The sequence below is a fragment of the Siccirubricoccus sp. G192 genome (genome assembly GCF_019084075.1).
GTDB lineage: Bacteria > Pseudomonadota > Alphaproteobacteria > Acetobacterales > Acetobacteraceae > G192.
The window spans coordinates 1-19,941 of sequence record NZ_JAHREN010000002.1; the positions used below are offsets into that span (position 1 = coordinate 1).

General features: G+C 69.3%; 20 protein-coding genes and 2 pseudogenes. 7 read left to right on the top strand and 15 right to left on the bottom strand.

The window, feature by feature from the left end:
• Positions 1–648 precede the first annotated feature (648 nt).
• From KSF81_RS26480 to KSF81_RS26500, 5 genes are all read right to left on the bottom strand, one after another.
• A complete protein-coding gene (locus KSF81_RS26480; RefSeq protein WP_217381889.1) occupies positions 649–1,161 on the bottom strand; it encodes a DDE-type integrase/transposase/recombinase in 513 nt (170 codons plus the stop codon).
• Between the two features lie 1,330 nt (positions 1,162–2,491).
• Positions 2,492–3,859, bottom strand: coding sequence for a DUF2382 domain-containing protein (locus KSF81_RS26485; protein ID WP_217381890.1), 1,368 nt, complete (start codon positions 3,857–3,859; stop codon positions 2,492–2,494).
• A 133-nt stretch (positions 3,860–3,992) separates the two neighbouring features.
• The gene (locus KSF81_RS26490) at positions 3,993–5,168 is read right to left on the bottom strand and encodes a patatin-like phospholipase family protein (RefSeq protein WP_217381891.1); all 1,176 of its coding nucleotides are present in this window, start codon (positions 5,166–5,168) and stop codon (positions 3,993–3,995) included.
• Positions 5,169–5,866: 698 nt separating this feature from the next.
• Positions 5,867–6,649: a transposase gene (locus KSF81_RS26495; RefSeq protein ID WP_309139762.1), complete on the bottom strand. Its 783-nt coding sequence runs from the start codon at positions 6,647–6,649 to the stop codon at positions 5,867–5,869.
• The gene (locus KSF81_RS26500) at positions 6,646–7,308 is read right to left on the bottom strand and encodes a cache domain-containing protein (RefSeq protein WP_217382135.1); all 663 of its coding nucleotides are present in this window, start codon (positions 7,306–7,308) and stop codon (positions 6,646–6,648) included. Before KSF81_RS26500 ends, KSF81_RS26495 begins: the two co-directional genes overlap by 4 nt.
• A 58-nt stretch (positions 7,309–7,366) precedes the next feature.
• Between KSF81_RS26500 and KSF81_RS26505 the strand changes: the two genes are divergently transcribed.
• Positions 7,367–7,747 (top strand): hypothetical protein, encoded by a 381-nt coding sequence (locus KSF81_RS26505; protein ID WP_217381892.1) that lies wholly within the window; start codon positions 7,367–7,369, stop codon positions 7,745–7,747.
• An 82-nt stretch (positions 7,748–7,829) separates the two neighbouring features.
• Here the strand turns inward: KSF81_RS26505 and KSF81_RS26510 are convergent, their stop codons facing one another.
• The 7 genes and pseudogenes from KSF81_RS26510 to KSF81_RS26540 all read right to left on the bottom strand — a co-directional run bounded on the left by KSF81_RS26510 (position 7,830) and on the right by KSF81_RS26540 (position 11,622).
• Positions 7,830–8,228 (bottom strand): response regulator, encoded by a 399-nt coding sequence (locus KSF81_RS26510; protein WP_309139777.1) that lies wholly within the window; start codon positions 8,226–8,228, stop codon positions 7,830–7,832.
• Positions 8,212–8,739 carry an ATPase domain-containing protein gene (locus KSF81_RS26515; protein ID WP_217381895.1) on the bottom strand — a complete coding sequence of 176 codons (528 nt, stop codon included), beginning with the start codon at positions 8,737–8,739 and terminating at the stop codon, positions 8,212–8,214. The genes KSF81_RS26510 and KSF81_RS26515 overlap by 17 nt, the downstream gene beginning before the upstream one ends.
• Before the next feature lie 37 nt (positions 8,740–8,776).
• Positions 8,777–9,355: pseudogene (locus KSF81_RS32550) on the bottom strand (ATPase domain-containing protein); the annotation flags it as partial.
• A complete protein-coding gene (locus tag KSF81_RS26525; RefSeq protein ID WP_217381896.1) occupies positions 9,352–9,723 on the bottom strand; it encodes an ATPase domain-containing protein in 372 nt (123 codons plus the stop codon). The gene KSF81_RS26525 and the pseudogene KSF81_RS32550, both read right to left, overlap by 4 nt.
• A gap of 23 nt (positions 9,724–9,746) precedes the next feature.
• Positions 9,747–10,574 carry a sensor histidine kinase KdpD gene (locus KSF81_RS26530; RefSeq protein ID WP_217381897.1) on the bottom strand — a complete coding sequence of 276 codons (828 nt, stop codon included), beginning with the start codon at positions 10,572–10,574 and terminating at the stop codon, positions 9,747–9,749.
• Positions 10,575–10,630: 56 nt separating this feature from the next.
• On the bottom strand, positions 10,631–10,861 hold the full coding sequence (locus KSF81_RS26535) for a type II toxin-antitoxin system ParD family antitoxin (RefSeq protein ID WP_217381898.1): 231 nt from the start codon (positions 10,859–10,861) through the stop codon (positions 10,631–10,633).
• 608 nt (positions 10,862–11,469) lie between these two features.
• Positions 11,470–11,622: a hypothetical protein gene (locus tag KSF81_RS26540; RefSeq protein ID WP_217381899.1), complete on the bottom strand. Its 153-nt coding sequence runs from the start codon at positions 11,620–11,622 to the stop codon at positions 11,470–11,472.
• Positions 11,623–12,287: 665 nt separating this feature from the next.
• On the opposite strand from KSF81_RS26540, the gene KSF81_RS26545 reads away from it, so the two are divergent.
• Complete coding sequence (locus KSF81_RS26545; protein WP_217381900.1) at positions 12,288–13,292, top strand: DUF4118 domain-containing protein; 1,005 nt, start codon at positions 12,288–12,290, stop codon at positions 13,290–13,292.
• Between the two features lie 8 nt (positions 13,293–13,300).
• Here the strand turns inward: KSF81_RS26545 and KSF81_RS31040 are convergent, their stop codons facing one another.
• A complete protein-coding gene (locus tag KSF81_RS31040) occupies positions 13,301–13,423 on the bottom strand; it encodes a hypothetical protein (RefSeq protein WP_256444382.1) in 123 nt (40 codons plus the stop codon).
• Between the two features lie 100 nt (positions 13,424–13,523).
• Between KSF81_RS31040 and KSF81_RS26550 the strand changes: the two genes are divergently transcribed.
• From KSF81_RS26550 to KSF81_RS26560, 3 genes are all read left to right on the top strand, one after another.
• On the top strand, positions 13,524–14,900 hold the full coding sequence (locus tag KSF81_RS26550) for an IS1182 family transposase (RefSeq protein WP_217381901.1): 1,377 nt from the start codon (positions 13,524–13,526) through the stop codon (positions 14,898–14,900).
• Between the two features lie 249 nt (positions 14,901–15,149).
• On the top strand, positions 15,150–16,139 hold the full coding sequence (locus tag KSF81_RS26555; protein ID WP_217381903.1) for a tripartite tricarboxylate transporter substrate binding protein: 990 nt from the start codon (positions 15,150–15,152) through the stop codon (positions 16,137–16,139).
• A 282-nt stretch (positions 16,140–16,421) separates the two neighbouring features.
• Positions 16,422–16,919 carry a DUF488 domain-containing protein gene (locus KSF81_RS26560; RefSeq protein ID WP_309139763.1) on the top strand — a complete coding sequence of 166 codons (498 nt, stop codon included), beginning with the start codon at positions 16,422–16,424 and terminating at the stop codon, positions 16,917–16,919.
• Between the two features lie 168 nt (positions 16,920–17,087).
• Here KSF81_RS26560 and KSF81_RS26565 read toward each other — a convergent pair.
• Together KSF81_RS26565 and KSF81_RS31045 are read right to left on the bottom strand one after the other, a co-directional pair.
• Positions 17,088–17,383, bottom strand: a pseudogene (locus KSF81_RS26565) (ATP-binding domain-containing protein); the annotation flags it as partial.
• Between the two features lie 7 nt (positions 17,384–17,390).
• Positions 17,391–18,095, bottom strand: coding sequence for a calcium-binding protein (locus KSF81_RS31045; protein WP_217381906.1), 705 nt, complete (start codon positions 18,093–18,095; stop codon positions 17,391–17,393).
• Positions 18,096–18,274: 179 nt separating this feature from the next.
• On the opposite strand from KSF81_RS31045, the gene KSF81_RS26575 reads away from it, so the two are divergent.
• Entirely contained in the window at positions 18,275–19,102 is an 828-nt protein-coding gene (locus KSF81_RS26575; RefSeq protein ID WP_217381907.1) for an alpha/beta fold hydrolase, read from the top strand.
• Positions 19,103–19,208: 106 nt separating this feature from the next.
• Positions 19,209–19,907: a hypothetical protein gene (locus KSF81_RS26580; RefSeq protein WP_217381909.1), complete on the top strand. Its 699-nt coding sequence runs from the start codon at positions 19,209–19,211 to the stop codon at positions 19,905–19,907.
• Positions 19,908–19,941 lie beyond the last annotated feature (34 nt).

Sequence of the window (19,941 nt, forward strand, 5' to 3'; positions counted from 1 at the left end):
TGATCCTTCCCGAGCCAGCCAACCCGCGTGATAGAATCGCCGGATGAGCAGCCGATGGGGACCATCCTCCCTCCCCTTCACCGCGCCGGAGCGCACCCGATCCGGGCGGATGGGCATGCATTTCGGCCAGTACCCCAGCCTGGCCGAGGGTCTTGTTCCTGCGCACCCGGCGCGGCGGACCGCAGAAGGGCGAACCGGAAGGTGCCGCCGGCCGTGCAGAGCACGCTCGAGCGGGGCCTGGCCGAGCCCCGCCGGGGCGAATGGGACCCCGGGCCATGTTCACGGAAGCAGGGCTGGCGGCGCTGCGGCAGTTGGCGCTGGACTGCCAAGCGCCGGGGACCCGGTCCGCTTCTGCCCACCTGCGCCGGGAACTTGGCCTGGATGCTCCGGAGGAAGCGACCGGCAGGTGACGGGGTTGGACGGCCGATTGGACCGGTTTCCGATCACCGCAATGCAGCGACCACCATCACGGCTTGGCCGACCTCTTCGCTTGCATCGCCTGCCTCCGGTTGGCCGCATTGGCAGCATTCCGGTGCCTCCTTGACCTGGTCTCGGCCCAAAGGGCTGCCAGGGCTCAACTGGACGACCTCGCCTTGGCGGGCGCCGTCTCAGCGCGCCGGTTCATCCGAAAGTGCAGGACCGGTTTTGTCAGCACTGGCGCCAAACCTGCCGGCGTGAGCTGGCGGGCGAGTTCAGCCTACGGGCTCTCGAGGATGGCGAGCGCGATGGCGGCGCGCCGGAGGTGGAGCCGGCGACGGCGGCTTGCTGGGACATGCTGATTGTGGCGGGTGCGGGGGCGGAGGAGGTTGCGGAGCTCGTCGTGGCTTCGACAGAACCGGCCCGCCGAAGCGAGGCTTCTTGAACCCCCGCATACATCGTATGCGGCCTTTGGACACCGCGTGGTCCCTGCTCCAGTCGATTGTTTTTGTAGGCACCGGTACGGTGCAGAACCCGCCGGCCGAGCGTCGAGCGGATTGCCCGCGGGTAGGAGCCGTGCCCCTCGGTGGTGATCCAGTCGGGCGTGACGCCCGTGGCGGCCTTGGCCGAGCGGAAGAAGGCCTGGGCCGCCGCCATGTCGCGGTGCTCGCTCAGCATGGTGTCCACGAGATGGCCGTCATAGTCGATCGCATGGGATAGAGGTAACACCAGCGGCTCCAGCACCTTCGGGAATACGTCTCGTCCACCGGCCAGCGGCGGCGGCCCGCGCCGCCCTTGGCGTGCCGTCGGCGGCGGAGCTCGTGGGCCAACTCCGGTGCGAGCCTCGCCTCCCATGCACGGACGGCCTCGTGGCTGAAGACGATGCCGCGCTGGGAGGAACATCTCGGCCAGGTCGCGCAGGGCCAGGCGGTAGCGCAGACGCCAGAGCACCACGAGCGCGATGACGGGGCCGGACAAGTACTGGGCGTGGTTGAGCAGGGTGCCGGAGCGCCTGCTGTACCGCTTGCCGCAGTCTCGGCAGCGGAGCCGGCGATAGCCCCGGGCGGTGCGGTCCGGCCAAGCTCCGCCACCGCGGCCGAGCCGCAGAAGCCGCCACAGTCCATACCTGAGTCCCGTCCTGCTGCTCCCGAGCCTACCGGCGCCGCCCTGACCAGCCAAACGGGTCGCTCTTGGCGCGAGTTCTGACAGGAACTCATCCGCGATGGGCAATCTCAATCACGGCGCTTTCCGGGGTGATCACCGGGGGGCTGCCCGGGCGCAGCGACGCAACCGCCCAACCTCCCCCGGACGCAGAAAAGACGAGGGCACAGCCCCCTCACGCAACAGCACCGCCGCTGCCAGGCGCCGCCTTCCACCTCCTCACCCGTCAAAGCGCGTCGGCCGCCAAGCACCATTACCCCCGGGCACCTCCTCGCGGAGGGGCTGACCCGCAGAGGCTTACTCTTTCTTTGGGCTGGTCACTAAGCGCCGGTCAATGGTCTTTCTGAGTCCCTTTGGCTATCAAGCCTGGCCTTCAAAAATGAGGCCGGGATGCGGGCACACAGTCCACCAACACCGACGCTAACCGTGCGTGCGGCTCGCCCACCCTAAACTACCCTCAACCCAAAGGTGTAGTCGGCCTTCACAGGATCTGGCTCTCCCGGCACCACACGCTCGTGGCCGTCGCTGATGTTCCTCACCCGGTACTCGCGGTCACTCGAGTCGTTGGGGGAGCTGGCGAACGACCGTGTAGGTTCCACGCTGGGCGGTACCGTCGAACCTGGCGGGCACGAACTCGATGCTTTGCCCGACTGTGAAGCTCGCAGGCGGCATGGCCGTTTCCTCGCGGGGCGGGTTCGGCGATGGCGCCAATGCAGGGCGATCGGGCGGCCTGCGCGCCGTATCGCTCAGGATCCCACGGCGGCAGCGTCGATCTAGTCGTTGCCGTTTGGGATTTCCACTACGCTATCGATGCCGGGTGCGCTCCGGGGCTGGACGCGCATGGCGCAGGAGCCAGGCGAGGCGGGCCTCTGCTCGACCGCAGGTGCCCGCCTTGCCCTGACTGCGTTTGGTCCTAACCTTCGGCGGCGACTGAGCGAAGCTGCTGCCCGCCCCGCTTCCGGCCGGGCTGCTGGATCTCCACCTCATCGCGGCGAACCGTCGCCTGCACCGTCTCGACCTGCTGGGTGCGCTCGGTCCGGACGACGATCTCCTCCCGCAGCCGCAGGCGCTTCTCGACGACCGGGACCTCGGCCGTCTCGATCACCTCCACCGTCATCTCGGTCAGGATCTCGCCCGTCACCTTGTCGCTCACCGGCCGGCGGCGCTCTACCACCACCTTCTCGCTCTGCAAGGTGACCTGCTCCTCGGCCTGGGTCTCGACGGCGAAGCGGCGGATCCTTGCCGTGCCGCGGTTCTCCGTGCGCTTGCTGACCTCAAGCACCTCCTCGCCGAGCGGGATCACCTCCTCCATGCCGGAGGGACCCCTGGCGGCGACAGCACTGCCGGCCTGTTGCATGCTCTGCAGCGCGCCCATCCAGGGCCACAGGAACATGTCCGTCAGTGCCGATGCCGAGGCTGAAGCCCGTGCCGGAGCACGCCGGGCGATATTGTTGGTCGCTTCGGCAGCCCCTGCCGCCAGGCGAGTGGCCTGCCGCGCCGTCTCGGTGGCGGCCTGCACCGGCGCCAGCGCCGCGCCGGCAACCTGTCGGGCTGCCTCACGGGTGCGGCGTTCAGCGGCCTGGCTCTGCTCGACCCGCAGCTCGGCCTGACGGGCCAGGAACTCGGCCTCTTCACGCTCCTGCCGGGCTTTGGCCCGCCGCTCCTCCGCCTCGTCCTGCTTGGCCTGCTCGGCCTCGGCGAGGCCGGCTTCCATCTTCTCGGCGACGTTCTGGACCTGCTCCTCGCTCAACGCCCGCTGCACCGCCGGCAGAAGCTCGCGCTTGTCGTCGCGCGCATGCTGCCGGAAGGTCTTCTGCAGATCCTTCAGCCGCTCGGGGAAGCTCTCGTCGTTCTTCGGCAGGGCCTCGAGCTCGGCGAGCTTGGCCCGCAGCTCCTTGTTGTCGCGGATCGCGTCGGCGACGAGCTCCTTGGTCTCGGCATTCCGCCGGAGCACCGGGAAGAGGTGCTGCTCCTCAAGGCTGGCGTGGAGCTCGAGCTCGGCCTTCAACTCGGTAAACAGCTTCTCCCGGGTCTTCACCGCACCGTCCGAGGTCTCGGACAGCTTGGCGAACAGCTCAATGGCTTTGGCCGGACCGGTCTGCATCAGGGTTCGAAGGTTCATCGTAAATCCTTGGTTTGCCGCGGAGCCGGCTCCGCGGCCATATCGACATGAAATGGGGAGCTGGCGCCCGCACCCGGCACTCACCCGGCAGCTCACGTGGAGCTTGAGAGTTCCGGTTCTGGAAAAGGCGTTTTGCCGTGCTGCAACATGCAGACGCATGGGCGAGCGCGAAGTTGCACTGCAGCAAACGGAACGACCATGCCGCTGAACTGCGGAGATTCCAACGACCGCGCCACAAGAGGCTTATGACCGCAGCCGCCTTGCTGCTCCGGGAGTCCCTGACACGTCCCCATTACGCCCGCGCTATAGGCATGGGCGCCTTTCGTGTGGTGCGCCGCACGGAGGTTGCACCTGCCTGGGCCGTGCCCATTCCCTGCATACTGATGTGCGGCTCGAGAACAGGTCCAGCGAAACCGGACAGGTCCACCGTCGAGCGGATCCCGACCGAGGTGAGATCCGCCGCGAGCCACTGATTGGCGGCACCGTGGCCAAGCGCGCGCATCTCCTGCAGGAAGGCCCAGCTGGGGTCCTGGTGGCTGCCGATCTTGAGCGCGCGGAACTCCTCCTCGGCCCCAATCACGTGCAATCTGGCATCCCGCAGCCGGGCCAGGACACCTGGCGCCGAGGGCAGATCGGCCAGCAGGCGCTGTGCCAGCGCAAGGGACCGCAGTTCCTGCCGCAAGGCTGCGCCGAAGGTCATCTCCTCAGTTCGCTCGAGCACGGCGGCAGCGCTGGTGGGCAGGTCAGGGCGCTGGACCGGCGTCGTGCGGACCAGCACGATGTCGGCAGGCGCCCCGGCCTCGATCAACGCCCGCAGCGGCGGGTTGCTGGCGAAGCCACCATCCCAGTAGGGCTCGCCCTCGATCTCCACGGCCGGGAACAGCTGCGGCAGGCAGGACGATGCCAGCAGCACCTCCGCCGTCACCTCGCCGTCCCGGAAGAGCCGTGCCTCGCCGGTGCTGACCCGAGTCGCTGAGACGACCAGCGAGGGCGCACCCTCCCGGCCCAAGGCTGACGGGTCGAAGAGGCCGTCGAGCACGCCGCGGAGCGGGTTGAGGCCCAGCGGGTTGACCTGCCGTTGTGCCAGTCCCTTGGTGGTCTGCCGCAGCGCTTCGGCCATCGGCGCCATGATCCCGCTGAACGGGAAGAGCCAGCCTGCCCCGCCGATGTCGGGTGATCCTGATGCAACAGCGACGCGGCGCCAGAACGTCTCAAGGAGACGCTTGGCCTCGGCTGGGCCGCCGGTGGCGAGCCCTTGGACCAGCAGGGCGGCGTTCATGGCGCCGGCGCTGGCGCCGCTGACCACCTCGAAGCGGAGGCTGGGCACGTCCAGCAGACGGTCCAGCACGCCCCAGGCGAAAGCGCCGAGGGAGCCGCCGCCCTGCAGGGCGAGGGTTATAGGGTGAGCGTGCCCGGAGGCGAGCGGACCGTTAGATCCGCTGCCGGCGAGTTGGGTATCGACTGTCATGAGTATTGGATCCGGAGAGGGTCGGGCCGCAGGACGCGTTCAATGCTCACGGGGCATTGGCGGCAGGTCGTCGAAGTGCCCCTTCAGGACCACGATGCGCGCGGTGAGGCTGGCGACGACAAGAGCAGCGACGGCCAGCAGGAATGTAAGTTCGGGCATGGGAGAAACCTCCAAAGTTCCTCCCCGAACCTGCATCTAACGTATTTGCTGCGGCGCGAAATACAACTCACGTATTGTGTGAGGCTGCAATAAAAATAATCCGCAACACAGCTCTATTCGAGAAACCGTTCTGGAACCATCCAAATACCAGCTACGGGCTCGGAAGTCCCAACACACGCGGATCCGATACTCCTGCGGCCGGCGAGTAATGCTCTCAGGATCGCAGCGGCTCGCGGCTTCGCAGCCCAAGGTGTCGCGGCGGTGGGCGCGGCCCTAGCACCGCGTCGATCATCTGCCTGGCCCGGCCGATCAGTTCCGCAAGCGTTGCTGACCCACCGCCGCCCGGAACCTCATGGGGTTCGCCCCTGCCCGCTGGCGGGTGGATGACGACGGCACATTCCCGCCCGCCGCCGTCCCGGAGTTCGAGGCGGTGGCTCTCTTCGTAGGTGGATTCCATCGACCAGCGCCGGCTGAAGAGGTCCAGGACCTCGCGCAGGCTTGCCGTCGTGTCGGTGCACAGGAAAGCCTCGGGCTCGCGTCTACCATCCGGGTAGCGGACCAGCACCCACAGGATCGGCACGATCGGCTTGCCGGAGTGGTGCCAGAGCGCCGTGCCGGCGGTGTATTCGATCCAGCCGGCACTGCGCCACCCCGCACGGCTGGCCTGCACGATGCGGCGCCAGCGCGTCGCGGGATCGGTGGTTCGTGCGGTCAGCGTGGGTTGCCGATCCCCCCTTCAGCGCCGGACGGCCGCGCCGGTCCCACTCGCCGGGCGGATCGAACAGGCGCGCGTCGCGCCGTAGCCGGGTGATCACCACCATGCGGGACCGCAGGGCATGCAGCAGCTCGAGGGCAGCGAACTCGCCGTCCATCACGGCGACGATCGTCCGGTCGGGCAGCCAACGCCGCGGTGTCAGCAGCAACCGGCGAGCCCAGTCGGTCACCGGACGGTGCCGCTGCCCGTGCTGCTCGGACCAGGTCTTGCTAGGGGTCAGGGCGGTCAGGACCGGCAGTGCCCAGACATGGCCGGCGAACGGCACCTCGACCAGCACCATCGCGCTCAGCCAGCGCAGGCCCCGGCTGGTGGCCTGCCACGCCGGTGAGGAGCGGCCCGCGTCGTAGAAGTGACCGGCGGGCCCGATGTGCCGGCCGCGGCGGCGCTCCAGCGTGTGGTCGACACCGATCACGATCGGCCCGGCCGGGACGAAGGCGGCCACCACTTGGCGCAGCAGGATGCGGGCGAGTGCGAGGCCGGACCAGGCATTCCGGTTGAGCACGCGGTGGAAGGCGGCGAAGCCTGGGTGCTCGGCCAGGCCGATCACACGCAGGCAGGCGGCGACCGTGCGTGGGCCGACGGCGAGCAGCGCACGCCCCCGCTCCAGCCCTGCCGCAGGCTCTGCTCGGAGAGCATCCGGGCGAGGTGGTCGCGCCGCAGCGAGATGCCGAGCGCGTAGGTGGGTAGCGGCGGCTCCTGGCGCGCGGTGACTACCGGCACGGCGGCGATGATGATCGGTCGCCCTGTAGTCGAGCTCTGGTGGAGGCTGGACACCTCGGTGCGGCCACTGGTGAAGACGCGCCGCGTCGTCAGGGACCCCTGGATGTTGGACCGGCGCTCCCCCGGAGCCCAAAGGGTATTCAGAACCTGCCGACCGTCGGGCGTCGTGAGGGCGATGGGCTCGCCGCCGAGCCGGGCGGAGGCGGCCCGCATCTCGGCCTCGAAGGTCTCCAGGTCGCCGCGCGCCAAAGCAGCCGACGTGGCGAGGATCGACATCGCAGCCTCGGCGCGATCGAACTCACGGTCCACGGCCAGCGCCAGGGCCGTGGCCTGATCCCTCAGCTGCTCCTCGGCATGCTCGCGCTCGGCCTTATAGTCCTGCCACACCGCGAGGATGGCGAAGGCAAGTAGCGCGAGGGTGACAAAGCCGACCAGCAGGAGCAGCCGGCCGCGCAGCGTCGGAGACCGTGAGGGGCGCATCTGCACCTGATTCTACCACAGGAAAGTTCTGCTTGTGTGATCCTTCCCGAGCCAGCCAACCCGCGTGATAGAATCGCCGGATGAGCAGCCGAGCGGACCATCCTCCCTCCCCTTCACCGCGCCGGAGCGCGACCTGATCCGGCGGGAGATGGGCATGCATTTCGGCCAGTACCCCAGCCTGGCCGAGGGTCTGTTCCTGCGCACCTGGCGCGGCGGACCGCAGAAGGGCGAACCGAAGGTGCCGCCGGCCGTGCAGAGCATGCTCGAGCGTGGCCTGGTCGAGCTCCGGCCGGGGCGAATGGGACCCCGGGCCATGTTCACGGAAGCAGGGCTGGCGGCGCTGCGGCAGTTGGCGCTGGACCGCCGGGCCATGGACCCGGTCCGCTTCGCCCACCTGCGGCAGGAACTCGGCCTGGATGCCCCGGAGGAAGCAGCCGCCCAGTGACAAGCCGACGGCTGGCACGGCGACTTCAGCGAGAGGCAGCCGAAGACGCGGCCACGACGGGCGGGGGCGCCCGGGTCGTGCCTCAGGGCTTCGGCCGGGGTGTCTCGAGGATGGTCGCGACCAGCTGGACCATGGCGTCGAGATCGAACGGCTTGCGGACGAAAGCTTCGTAGCCGTCGATGCGCTCACGCACGCTCGCCTCGGGCATGGAGCTCATGACGATGCAGGGGATGTCGTGCTGGGCTTCGCTCTCCCGCATCGCCCGCAGCAGCCCGACGCCATCGAGGACCGGCATCATGTAGTCGGAGATGACCAGGTCCGGGCGCGGGCCCTCCGCCAGGCGCTCCAGCCCCTGGCGCCCGTTGGCAGCGGTCAGCACGTGGTAGCCCTCGTCGGTGAGGACCATCTCCAGCAGGTCCGCGATGGCGATTCGTCCTCGACGACCAGCACCGTTGCCATGCCGCTCACCCGGACTGCCCAGTGTCGTCGGCCGACGGGGCCCGGGCCCCGTCGGAGGATGCCGCCACGGTAGCGGCCCTCGAGAGCGCCGCCCGGGCCATCCCGCTCAGGACGGCCTCGACCCTCTCGAAGGGCTCGCCGACGGTGATGCCCGCGGCGGTGATCTCGAACTCGCGGATCGTGGGATCGAACGCGCCCTCGCGTACCTTGAACAGGGAGATGAGGCGGTACAGCCGCGACTGCAGCTCGACGTAGCGCAGCATGACCATGACCTCGGCGAGCGAGGAGATCCCGCTCACCGGCACACGGAGGTCGGCGCCGATGAGCTCCGGCATCTCCAGGGTGTGCAGGGTGGTGACGCCCAGCGCCCGCAGCTCGTTCGACAGGGCGGACCAGAAGCGCACGAGCCGTTCCGGCTCGAGCGCCGCCTGCTGGAAGCCGGACAGGCCGTCGATCAGCAGGCGCTTGACGCCGCGGCGCCGAACCGCCTCGAGCAGCCTGTGGGCGAGTTCGTCCAGGATGTGCTCGCCCACGGGATGCCAGAGGATCTCGAGGTCCCCCCCGCCGCTCCGCCGCGGCGAGGTCGAGGCCCATCGTCTCGGCCTTCAGGTGCAGCCGCTCGGGCGGCTCGTAGCAGCCGAACAGCAGGCCGGGCTCGGCGGCGCTCGAGGCGGACAGGAACTGCAGGCCGAGCGTGGTCTTGCCCGAGCCCGACGGGCCGACCACCGCCGTCATCGTGGCTTCGGGGATCCCGCCCCGGAACACCGCGTCGAGCGAGACGATCCCGGACGACACGCGTGTCCGTGGCGGCGGGCCGCGGAGCGTGGGCGTCGCGAGCAGGGCCTCGGTCCGCGGGAAGACGGCGACGCCCTCGCGGGTGATGCGGAACGCGTGCTCGCCCTCGAGGAAGGCGCTGCCGCGGAGCTTGTGGACCAGGAGCCGGCGCTCGCTTCGGACGCCGAAGGATCGCTGCCGCAGCTCGATCATCCCGTCCACCATCGTGTGCTCCGGCGCCGACCTCGCGCCGGCCGTGGTGGTCAGGAGCAGCATGGTGCAATTGGTCGCCGAGGCCAGCGTCTGCAGCCCGTGGGTGAACCGCTTCATCTCGAACACGGCCCCGGCGCCGGCCTTGGCTTCGACCGCACTCATGCCGTCGAGCACGAGCAGCGTCGCCTTGTGGGCCAGGACCTCCCCGGCGGATGAACGCAGCGACCCCCCTCGAGCCCCTCGTCCTCCAGCGCCTGGTAGGCGCTGAGGTAGGTCACCCGGTCGGGGATGAAGGAGGGGTCGAAGAACCGCATCGGGCGCAGGTGCGCCAGCATGCGGCCGTGGTTCTCACCGAGGACAGTGACGAAGAGGGCACGGCCTCCCTCCGCCGCCCGGCGGTAGAGGATCTGGCTGGCCAGGACGGTCTTGCCCATCCCCGGCGCTCCCTGGACCAGGTAGAGGCCACCGCGCAGGAAGCCGCCGCACAGCACCTGATCGAGGCCCGGTACCAGACCTCGGGACCCGTCCAATCTCCTCCTCGCCAGGAGTGGCCTCATCCTGTGGCATGCGTCGTCCGATCCGGTTCCAGGGGTGCGAGAGGGAGCGTGACGGTGAAGGTCGAGCCCTCGCCCGGGCGGCTCGACACGGCGATCCGGCCGTCCATGGCCGCGACCAGCCGGCTCGCCACCCACAGCCCGATGCCGAAGCCGCTGCCCCGGTGCTGGCCCACCACCTGCTCGAACCGCCCGAAGATGCGCGTCTGCTGCTCGGGCGGCATGCCGACCCCGCGGTCCTGCACCTCCAGCACCGCCGAGCGCCCGTCCGACCGGAGCCGGAGGGTCACGGGCCGGCCCATGCCGAATTTGAGGGCGTTGGAGAGCAGGTTCTCGACGATCTCCTCGGCCGCGAGCCGGTCCCACATCCCGGAAACGCCGTCCTCGGCCTCGAGCCCGAGCGCGCTGCGTCCATGGGCGGCCGCGGCGGCGTAGCGCTGGGCAACCATGCGCACGAGTTCGGAGAGGTCGGTCTCGGATGGTTCCAGCCGCAGATTGCCGGACTCGATGCGGCCGACATCCAGCAGCCTGGTCGCTCGCCTGATGAAGTCCTGGGCGGCCCGCTGCAGGTGCTCCAGCAGGGTCGTGACGCGCGGGGAGGCGCCTTCGGCGTTGCGCGCGGCGGTGAGCGCGGCCTTCGCCAGGCCGAGGATCGGCGTCATGGGATTGCGGAGCTCGTGGGCGGCGATGGCGATGAAGTCGTCCCGGGCACGGACCGCCCGCACCAGCTCCTCGACCCGCCGGCGCAGGTCGGCCACCTCCGAGGCAGCGTCGGCGTCGAGCTTGGCGCGCGCGAGCGCCGCGCGAAGGCGGGCATTCTCCGCCACCAACGCTGCCTCTCGGCTCGTGGGAGCGCAGCCAGGGTCAGCGGCGTGTTCTTGGGTCATTTCAGGTGATGCTGCCCACGGCGCCGATCACCATGATCCGTACCGTCCGACACGGCGGGCGACGGTGCTGGTTGTCTGGAACCGGCAGGCTCGTCGCGCTGCAGCAGGCGCAGGCTAGCCCTGACCACCTCGGACGCGCTCCGATAGCGGCCGGACGCAACCCGTTCGCCAATGTAGGCTGTGAGCTCCGGGGTGAGTGAGACGTTGAGCGAAGCGCGGGGCGGCATGCGATGCGGCTCCGGATCGGGAGCAGGGTGTCAATGTTGGGCACATTGGCAAGCCTAACCAAATAGGCTCAGAAATAGAAAGCCAGCCCTCCATCCATCGCGATCCCGTGCCTCTGGCGCAGTAAGACCCCCTTCTCTGCGGCTGGCTGGGGTGCCCAGCCCACCGCGGGTTTGAGCCGTTTGGCCGTGAGATGCGCGGCCGATCAGCGGCGGGGGCGACGGCCGGCGTGGTGTCGGGTGTCCTTCTTCGGGGTCCCCTGGCGGCGCCATGCCGGTGCTGTTATCGCCACTCACGGTTCTGTTTCGAGACAGGATGCTTCCGAGTGCGGTCTAAATCTCGTGCCGCGCCTCACCCAGCGGCGGGGCCGGGCGCCTCTCTCCACACCTTCGCCTCCACGGGCGCCCGGCCTCCTTCCCCTGCTACAGCTGCGACAGAATGAAGGTCGCCAGCGCGGTCAGCGCTAGCATGCCGACGATGGTCGCCGCCACAACGGTCGCGATCAGCTTGGCAAACTCGCGCCGGTCGATCCTGTCGCGGGCGGCGGCAGGGTCATGTCGAGCTGGCGCCTGACCTCGGCATCAGTGAGCGGCCGGCCCTCGGCCACCGCCTACCGTAGGATTGCGGCCAGCGCGCCGTAGCGGAATGACTCCAGCCCCCTGATGATTGGGGTGTCGCCAAACACCTGCCGATACTCGGCCAGCGCCAGGGCGAAGGGGTCAGTGACGGGCGGCATGGCCTCCAGCCGCGTCAGGCACGTCATGACGGCGGCCTCCAGGGCAGCGACATCTTCACGGGTGGCATCGTCTCGCGCAGCGTCGCCATCGCCTCGGCCAGCTCGCAAGCCCAGCCGGGCGCGGGGTCGTCCGGGCGCGTCATTCGATGATCCCTGGCGGCGGCAGCGTCATGCCCAGCCGGCAGTAGAGATCCGCGGCGGTCACCTTCTCCCCGCGCGCCACGGCGGCACCCCGCGGCCCGGGCCTGCTCGGGCGTGCCGGGCGATCATGCGGTCGCACGCGATGCTGGCGAGGGGAGAGGACGAAGAGGCCGACAAATAGAAACCGCCCGACGCGGGTGAGCGCCGGGCGGCTCTGCGCCTGGACGTGTCGGCCCGGCATTCGGCCGGGCGAGGGATACGCCCCCGCCACGCGACCGGGATACGGTTCCGGCGCCGCCACGGGGAGATAGAGGCGCCCCGCAGATCGCTTCGACAGAGCCAACGCCGCTGCTGCTTCGGGTTTCCCCGGCGCTACTTTCACAGCACGGGTAGCCCGATGAAGGCGGCCGCGTGGCGGGCCTTTGGCAATTCAGTGGCAGGCGCAACTAGAAGTATCAGAGATGGTTGGGCGCCCTATGCCCATTCGACGTTACTTCCGACCGGCCCCGGTCCGTTCCCTTTCGACCCCGCTGCGGTGGACCGGCGCCACCGTGCTGGTCCTCGTCGCCTTCGCCATCCGCTACTGGCTGCTCGCGGACCTGCTGGCCCTGCCGTTTCTGCTGTTCTTCCCGGCCATCATCCTCTCGGCCGTCGTGTTCAACCGCGGCTCCGGCGTCGTCGCCACGCTGCTGAGCGCTGCGCTGGCGGTCTACTTCTTCGTCCCGCCCTTCCATTCCTTCGCCATCCCCGACACCGAGACGGCGATCAGCGTTGGCCTGTTCGTCCTCATCGGCCTGCTCATTGCCGTTATCATCGAGGCGCTCCACGGTGCCTACGTCGAGGCCGAGCAGGCCCACGCCGAGACCGAGGAGGCCCGGAGGATGGCCGAGCAGGTCGCCCGCGAGCGCGACCTGCTGCTGCTGGAGTTCGGCCACCGGGTGAAGAACGACCTCGCCAGGATCGGCGCCACCTTGAGCATGCAGGAGGCCGGAACCTCGCCCGAGACGGCCGCCGCGCTGCGGGCCGTGTCCGAGCGCGTGCGGGTCCTGGCCCGCGTGCACGATCGGCTGGCCCGGCGCGACGGGCACGTGATGGTAGACATGCAGGAATTCCTGCATGACCTGGTCGCGGACCTGCGGGCCAATCTGACAGACGTTACCCCGGTTGGCCTGTTCATCGAGGCCGAGCGGCACAGCCTGCCCGTGTCGCGCGCCGGTGCGGTGGGGCTGATCGTCAACGAGCTGGTCACGAACGCCCTCAAGCACGCCTTCCCGGAGGACCGCGCAGGAGGGGTGCGGATCGGCTTCTGGCGCGAGGGGCAGGACCTGCTGCTGACCGTGGCCGACGACGGGGTCGGGTTCCCGAACATGCCGGCCGAGGAGGTGCCGCGGGAGTTCGGGCGACGGGGTGGCATGGGTCGCCGGCTGATCCGTGCCCTCGCCGCCCAGCTCGGCGGCCGCATCGAAACCACGAAGGCCAGTGAGGCTGGGGGCGTCCTCCACATCCTGCGCTTCCCGGCCGAGCCGCCCGGCAATGCGCCAGGGCAGCGGGCGTAGTCGCCCCGTCACCCCGGCCTCAACCTCGCCCGCAGGTCGGCTTCACGGATCGCCTCGCAGACGCGCAGGTGGATTTCCTTCGCCCAGGCTTTCAATTCGCGGCCGTCGCACTGCTTGGCATGGAGCGTCATCGTCTCAGAGGCCGTCAATCTTTCGTCTGGGTCTGACCGGCTGCTTCCGTCTGGTGCCGTGCCTGAGTAGGCTCGGGCTGATGGTGACGCGGTGAGTGGGATGAGGGCGGATTCTGGAACTGGCCTTTTCGGGATCCTGCTGGAGCAGATATCGGCAGCACGGCCCAAGGGGGCTCCGCGGCTGCGTCAAGCCGAGCGGCGGCAGGTGAGCTTGCGGCCGCTCAGCCTGGAGGACCTGCTGCCACCCGATCACCGGGCGCGCTTCGTGTGGGCCTTCGCCGAGCGGCTCGACCTCTCCGCGCTGTATGGCGCGATCAAGGCGGTGGAGGGCCATCCCGGCCACCCGCCGGCCGACCCTCGCATCCTGCTGGCGCTCTGGCTCTACGCGACGGTGGAGGGCGTGGGCAGCGCCCGCGAGTTGGACCGGCTCTGCCGCGAGCACGTCTGCTTCGAGTGGCTGTGCGGTGGGGTCGGCATGAACCACACCACGCTCGCCGAGTTCCGCGTGGCCCACGGCGCCGTGCTGGAACGCCTGCTGACCGACAGCTTCGCAGCGATGCTGAAGACGGGCCACGCCTCGCTCGTGCGGGTGGCGCAGGACGGCATGCGGGTGCGGGCCGCGGCCGGCGCTGCCTCCTTCCGTCGCCGGGCCTCGCTGGCGCGCTGCCGCGCCGAAGCGGCGGCCGAGGTCGCCCGGCTGCGGGCCGAGCTCGAGGCCGATCCCGGGGCGCTGAGCCGCCGGCAGGCCGCCGCCCGCCAGCGCGCGGCGGCGGACCGCGAGCGCCGCGTCGAGGCAGCGCTGGCGGTGGCCGAGCAACTCGCGGCGAAGCGGCAAGGCGATCCGTGCCCGCAGAGCGAGGACCCGCCGGGGCCCGGAGACGCGCCCGCCGGCGAGGCCACCGGCAAACCGCCATCCGAGCCGCGGGTCTCGACCACGGACGCCGAGGCGCGGGTGATGAAGATGCCCGATGGCGGGTTCCGCCCGGCCTTCAACCTCGGCTTCGCCAGCGATCCCCGCAGCACCATGATCGCCGCCGTCACACTCGACAACACCGGCTCCGACAAGGGCCAGCTGCGGCCGATGAGCGAGTGGCTGGCCGCAACCTACGGGCAGCGGCCGGGCGAGCACCTGGTGGACGGCGGCTTCGCCAAGCTCGCCGACATCGAAGCCCTGGCCGCGGCTGGTGTCGCGGTCTTCGCGCCAGTGCCGAAGCCGCGCGATGCGGCGCGCGACCCGCACGCGCCGCGCGACGGCGATGGCCCCGGCGTGGCGGCCTGGCGCCGGCGGATGGGCAGCGAGGCGGCGAAGGCGGTCTACAAGGAGCGGGCCGCCACCGCCGAATGCGTCAACGCCCAGTGCCGCAACCGTGGCCTGCTGCGCTTCCTCGTGCGCGGCCTCGAGAAGGCCAAGGCGGTCGGGCTCTGGCATGCCCTGGCGCACAACATGATCTGCACCGGCCGTCTACTCGCGACCTGACCCGGCGCCCGCGGCGCGCAACCCACCCGAACCACTCTGCGCGGCACCGAAGCACCGAGGTGCCGCTGCGCAACCGCACGCATGCCCCGCCGCACGGCCTCGCCAGATGGCGACACACCGGTCCGCAGCACTGAGCCCGGCCAACTCGCATCAGGCTTGGCGGCGCGGATTCACTGCCAAACTCTCAGGTGAAGGGCGAGGCCCCGCCAGCAGCATAGCCGTTCACCACCACTGCGGAGAACCGATTGCATGGCGGAGCCCGTCGCGCGGAGGACGGCTCCGGTGCTGGCAAGACGTTCGGTGCTGGCTGGCGGCCTGGTGCTCTTCGCGGCGCCGAGCTGGGCGCAGACCTGGCCGTCGCGCCCAGTGCGTATCATTGTGCCGGTGGCGCCGGGCGGCAGCGTGGATGCGCTGGCGCGGGTCCTGGGGCGGCACCTGTCGGAGGCGCTTGGTCAGCCCTTTGTCATCGAGAGCCACGCCGGCGGAGGTGGCAATATCGCCTTCGAGATGGTCGCGGCGGCCAAGCCGGACGGCCACACCATCCTGGCCGGGTGGGATTCGGTGGCAATCAACCCTTCGCTCTACCGCAGCGTGCCCTACGACCCGCTGCGCAGCTTCGCACCGGTGATCCAGACAGTGCGCACGGCGCAGATCCTCGTGGTTCGGAACGGGCTGCCCGTGCGGACCCTGCCGGAGTTCCTCGACCTCGCTCGGCAGAGGACAATCACCCTGGGCACACCCGGCAATGGTAGCATCGGGCACCTGGCAGCCGAGTTGATCAAGTCCCGCACTGGCGTTGGCTGGACACATGTGCTCTACCGCGGCGGCGGCTCGGCCTCGATGGACCTGCTGGCCGGGCACATCGATGCCTTGTCGCTGACCTTGGCGGCTGTCGTGCAGCATGTGCGTGGTGGCCGGATGCGGGCCATTGCCGTCTCTACCGCATCTCGTGCCCCGGCGCTGCCGGAGGTCCCGACCGTCGCGGAATCAGGCCTGCCTGGCTACGATGTGGTCTCCTGGCAGGGACTGCTCGCCCCGGCTGGCACCAATCCCCAGATCGTCGCGCGGCTCAACGCCGAAGTGAACAGGACGCTGGCGCTGCAGGAGGTTGCCCGGCAGTTGAACGATCAGGGTTTAGAGCCCGTGGGCGGTAGCCCGGAGGTCCTGGCGGCACTGCTGCGGGCGGATGTCGCACGTTGGCCCGCCATCGTGCAGGCTGCCGGCGCGCGCCTCGATTGAGGCCGTTCCCGTGATATCAAAGACGCGACCGACTGAACGACCGGCGATGAGCCGATGACCGGAGCGCAGCAGGTCTAGGACATCGCTCCCTCATAGCGCAGCCGCTCCTTGGAAATTGAGTGACAGCAGCTGTGGCTATGTACGCGCAAGCCCGGCTCCAGGCGATCCGATCTACTGCTCGCATCTGCCCACGCCCACCTCGCGTTGACCTCCCCATCGGAAGCGAGATGGAGCATGCACCCGGGTTCCCCTTTCTACACAATCGGCCATTCAACCCGGTCGGTGGCGGAACTGACCGATCTGCTCCGCGAGGCGGGGGCGGATCTCGTCGTGGATGTCCGGACGATCCCCCGTTCGCGCACCAACCCACAGTTCAATGCTGACGCGCTCCCAGCAGCCTTGGCCCCATACCAGATCGGCTATCGGCACTGCCGGCGGCTGGGTGGCTTGCGCGGCAGGCAAAAGGACCAGGGGCCTTCGCGGAACACCTTCTGGGAAAACGCGAGCTTTCGGAACTACGCCGACTACGCGGCCACGCCTGATTTCCGTGAAGGCATGACGGCACTGCTTGAACTCGGCGGCTCCCAGGTTTGCGCCATCATGTGTGCCGAGGCAGTCTGGTGGCGCTGTCACCGGCGCATCATCACCGACTACTTGCTCGCAGGCGGCCGGGAGGTGTTCCACATTATGGGGCCGGGGAAGATCGAACGGGCCAGCATGAACTCGGCGGCCGTCCTGGAGTCCGACGGGACGCTGGTCTACATGGGCAGCCATCCCTGACGGGAGCGGGCCGCTGCGATCGTCGTTAGCAATGCGCCAGAGCGGCGCACGCGCTGCTGCCACAATTCTGGGAGGGCATCACCACCTCGCCTGCATGCTGGCCGGCTTGGCTCAATCCGGACGGGGTCTCTCCACACCTCGCCTCGAGGCCGGTATCACGCTACCCAATCACTCTCGCAGCTTTGACCAGCGGCGTCGGGACCGGCGTTGTGGACGGTGATCACCAGAGCGCACTGCTGTCCGAACAGCACCACCAGCCGCCTGCCGCGGGTCACGCCGGTGTAGGGCAGGTTACGGGCCAGTATGGGGTAATGCTGCATGCTGAGCGGGATCACCACGGCCGGGTATCCCGAGCCCTGGCTCTTGTGGATGGTGGTGGCATAGGCCAGCACCAGCTCGTCCAGCTCACCGAAGCCATAGGCGACCTCGCGGCCCTCGAAGCGGACCAGCAGCTCGCCCGCCTCCCGCTCGTCAAAGTAAGAAATTGGCGGCCGTCAGTACAAACTCACCAATCAGCTCGATTTCGGCGTCCACGACCCCATCAGGCGGGAATGCTCCAGAGCCGGCGGCCCGTATTCCGTCCATCTGTATGATAGTCCGGCCTTCGAGCACCTCGTAGCGCAGATGCGGCTCGCCGCCACCCCCGTCGGTGAATGCATTAGTGCCGATGAATTCGAACGTAAGGTCGCTCGGGGGGGTAGCAGGTCCGACAATGGGACCGCCCCCACTGGAGAAGTTGACCAGACTGAGGTCGATCACGTCCGCTCCCTGCTGGAAGTCGCCAATTACGTCGCGTGCTCCCTCACCGACACCAGTGCCGATCCTGTAGGAGGACCCACCTCTGGATCCAACTACGGTGCCGAAGGAGAAGATGTCTTCTCCCCTGCCCCCCACCAGGGCATCGACGCCAAAGCCGCCGTGCAAAAGGTCATTGCCGCGACCGCCGTCGAGTTTGTCGTCGCCCTTGCCGCCGTCGAGTTCATCGTTGCCGTTACTGCCAGCAAGTTCGTCGTCGCCGTCCACGCCCTGGAGATGATCGTCGCCATTGCCGCCTTGGACCTGGTCGTCACCGCTCAGGGCAATGACCTGATCCCCGCCGTTACCAGTGCTGATCTGGTCGGCGCCATGTGTCGCGGTAATGATGTCGGCCTGGTTTGTGCCAGTGATGATTGCCATTCCGCTCCCCCCACGCGCCAACGACCACCCCGGTATTCCGGCTGGCCCATTGCTTTCTATTCCTGGGAATGTAGGCGTCGCACGCTCAATTGTATACGATTCCACGCACCCGAACCGAACTGGCCCAACAATGAGGGCGCAGCCGAATGCACGCCCTCCGGCAGGAAGGAGGATGTCGCATGCGGGACACCATCGGCCGACGGCACACCCTCACGCTCGGCCTCTTCACGGCTGCCGCTTCCTCGCGCCTCGGTCTGGCGCCAGCTGCAGCGCAAGATACTGGCAGCGCGGAGGGCAAAACCTATGTGCTGGTGCATGGCGCCTGGGGCGGTGGCTGGTTCTGGACGCCAGTCGCCGAGCGCCTCCGCGCCCAAGGCCACCGAGTCGTCACACCGACCCTGACCGGCATGGGAGAGCGGAAGCACCTGCTCTCGCGCGGCGTCACGCTCGACACCTGGGTCGAGGACCTGGTCAATGCCATCGAGGCTGACGAACTGCGCGACGCCATCCTCGTCGGCTACAGCTTCGGCGGTATCCCGGCCATAGGCGTGGTGGATCGGATACCGGAGCGGATCCGACGCCTTGTCCTTCTCGACAGCCTGGTTGTGGAGGGTGGCCAGCGCGCCCTCGATGTAGTGCCGGCCGATCGAGCGGAAGGGATCCGCCGCGCGGCTGTGGACCAGGGCAGCGGCCCCGTCCTGCCGCCACCCCGAACGGCCGCCGCCCTCGGCATGCCCGACGGGCCGATCACGCAGTGGCTGCTGCGGCGCTTTACGCCGCAGCCGCTCGCCACCTACGAGAGCCCACTACGGCTGGACCATCCGGTCGGCAACGGCCGGCCGCGGACCTATGTGGCACTTACCCGCCCGCCCTACTCATTCATTGAGCCAAGCCGGCGCTGGGTGCGGAGCCAGGCGGGTTGGGATTGGGTGGAACTGGCGGCCAGTCATCTTGCCCCAGTCACGGCGCCCGAGGAGGTGGCGCGCCTGCTCGCGGCTTTCGGGTAAAGGCGACCGTGTCACCGAAATCTGGAACCCAGTCGGGAGTGCATTCGAGGAAGGCCGGTCGGCGATCCCGGGCGCGGACCGCGCCCTGTCGTGTTATGCTTCCGATATGGAGCCTCCCTCCCCTACCCCGCCCTGTCTCCCCTGGGACTTCCACCCGGCGCTGAGCGAGGATCGCCTGCGGCTCTGCGCCAGGCTGCTGGCCAATGCCCGCCGCGACGCCCTGGCCATGGCCAGCTATGAGCTCGGCGACGATCCCTGGTCGGTCGGCTGCCGCGCCTTCGCCTTCGGCCGCCACCGGCTGAAGCGGGCCGCCGAATCAGGCGACTATCCCTGGCTCGAGGTGCTGGACGACAGCGCCCACTTCGTCTTCGTCATCGGCTCGAACGGCCAGGGCGTGCCGGTCCGCTTCTACCGCGGCGCTGCCGACGAGCCGACCGAGCGCACGCTGCGCCGGCAGGAGGGCGAGGCGCAGCAGCTCTCGCTGGCGCTCGGCACCGAGGCGGCCGAGGGGCTGGTCTTCCGCTTTGCGGTCGAGACCGGCGAGGGTGGCCAGGTGGAGCGAGTGGTCTTCCTGGCGCTGCGCGGCGAGGATCGGGTCGAGTGCTTCTGGCCGGTGCCGCTGACCCTGCCGCCGGCCGAGCTGGCCGGAGCCCATGGTGGTGCGGTGCAGCTGCGCCTGATCGCCGATGACGGCTATGAGGGTCCGGGACAGGGCGCATCCCGCCCCCCTGCCCTGCGCCCGGCGCTGCCGCGTCGCAAGGCCGCCGGCAACTCATCCCAGCAAACGGAGACAAGCCTGCTCTGATCCGGGTACGGGATCCGAGGCCGCCAGGAGCTTC

Excerpts from the sequence above, each read along its gene's own strand:
- KSF81_RS26485 (WP_217381890.1), bottom strand. The coding sequence starts at position 3,859 with ATGCGTCTGCATGTTGCAGCACGGCAAAACGCCTTTTCCAGAACCGGA.
- KSF81_RS26490 (WP_217381891.1), bottom strand. The coding sequence starts at position 5,168 with ATGACAGTCGATACCCAACTCGCCGGCAGCGGATCTAACGGTCCGCTC.
- KSF81_RS26535 (WP_217381898.1), bottom strand. The coding sequence starts at position 10,861 with ATGCCGCCCCGCGCTTCGCTCAACGTCTCACTCACCCCGGAGCTCACA.
- KSF81_RS26540 (WP_217381899.1), bottom strand. The coding sequence starts at position 11,622 with ATGACGTGCCTGACGCGGCTGGAGGCCATGCCGCCCGTCACTGACCCC.
- KSF81_RS31040 (WP_256444382.1), bottom strand. The coding sequence starts at position 13,423 with ATGACGCTCCATGCCAAGCAGTGCGACGGCCGCGAATTGAAAGCCTGG.
- KSF81_RS26550 (WP_217381901.1), top strand. The coding sequence starts at position 13,524 with ATGAGGGCGGATTCTGGAACTGGCCTTTTCGGGATCCTGCTGGAGCAG.
- KSF81_RS26555 (WP_217381903.1), top strand. The coding sequence starts at position 15,150 with ATGGCGGAGCCCGTCGCGCGGAGGACGGCTCCGGTGCTGGCAAGACGT.
- KSF81_RS31045 (WP_217381906.1), bottom strand. The coding sequence starts at position 18,095 with ATGGCAATCATCACTGGCACAAACCAGGCCGACATCATTACCGCGACA.
- KSF81_RS26575 (WP_217381907.1), top strand. The coding sequence starts at position 18,275 with ATGCGGGACACCATCGGCCGACGGCACACCCTCACGCTCGGCCTCTTC.
- KSF81_RS26580 (WP_217381909.1), top strand. The coding sequence starts at position 19,209 with ATGGAGCCTCCCTCCCCTACCCCGCCCTGTCTCCCCTGGGACTTCCAC.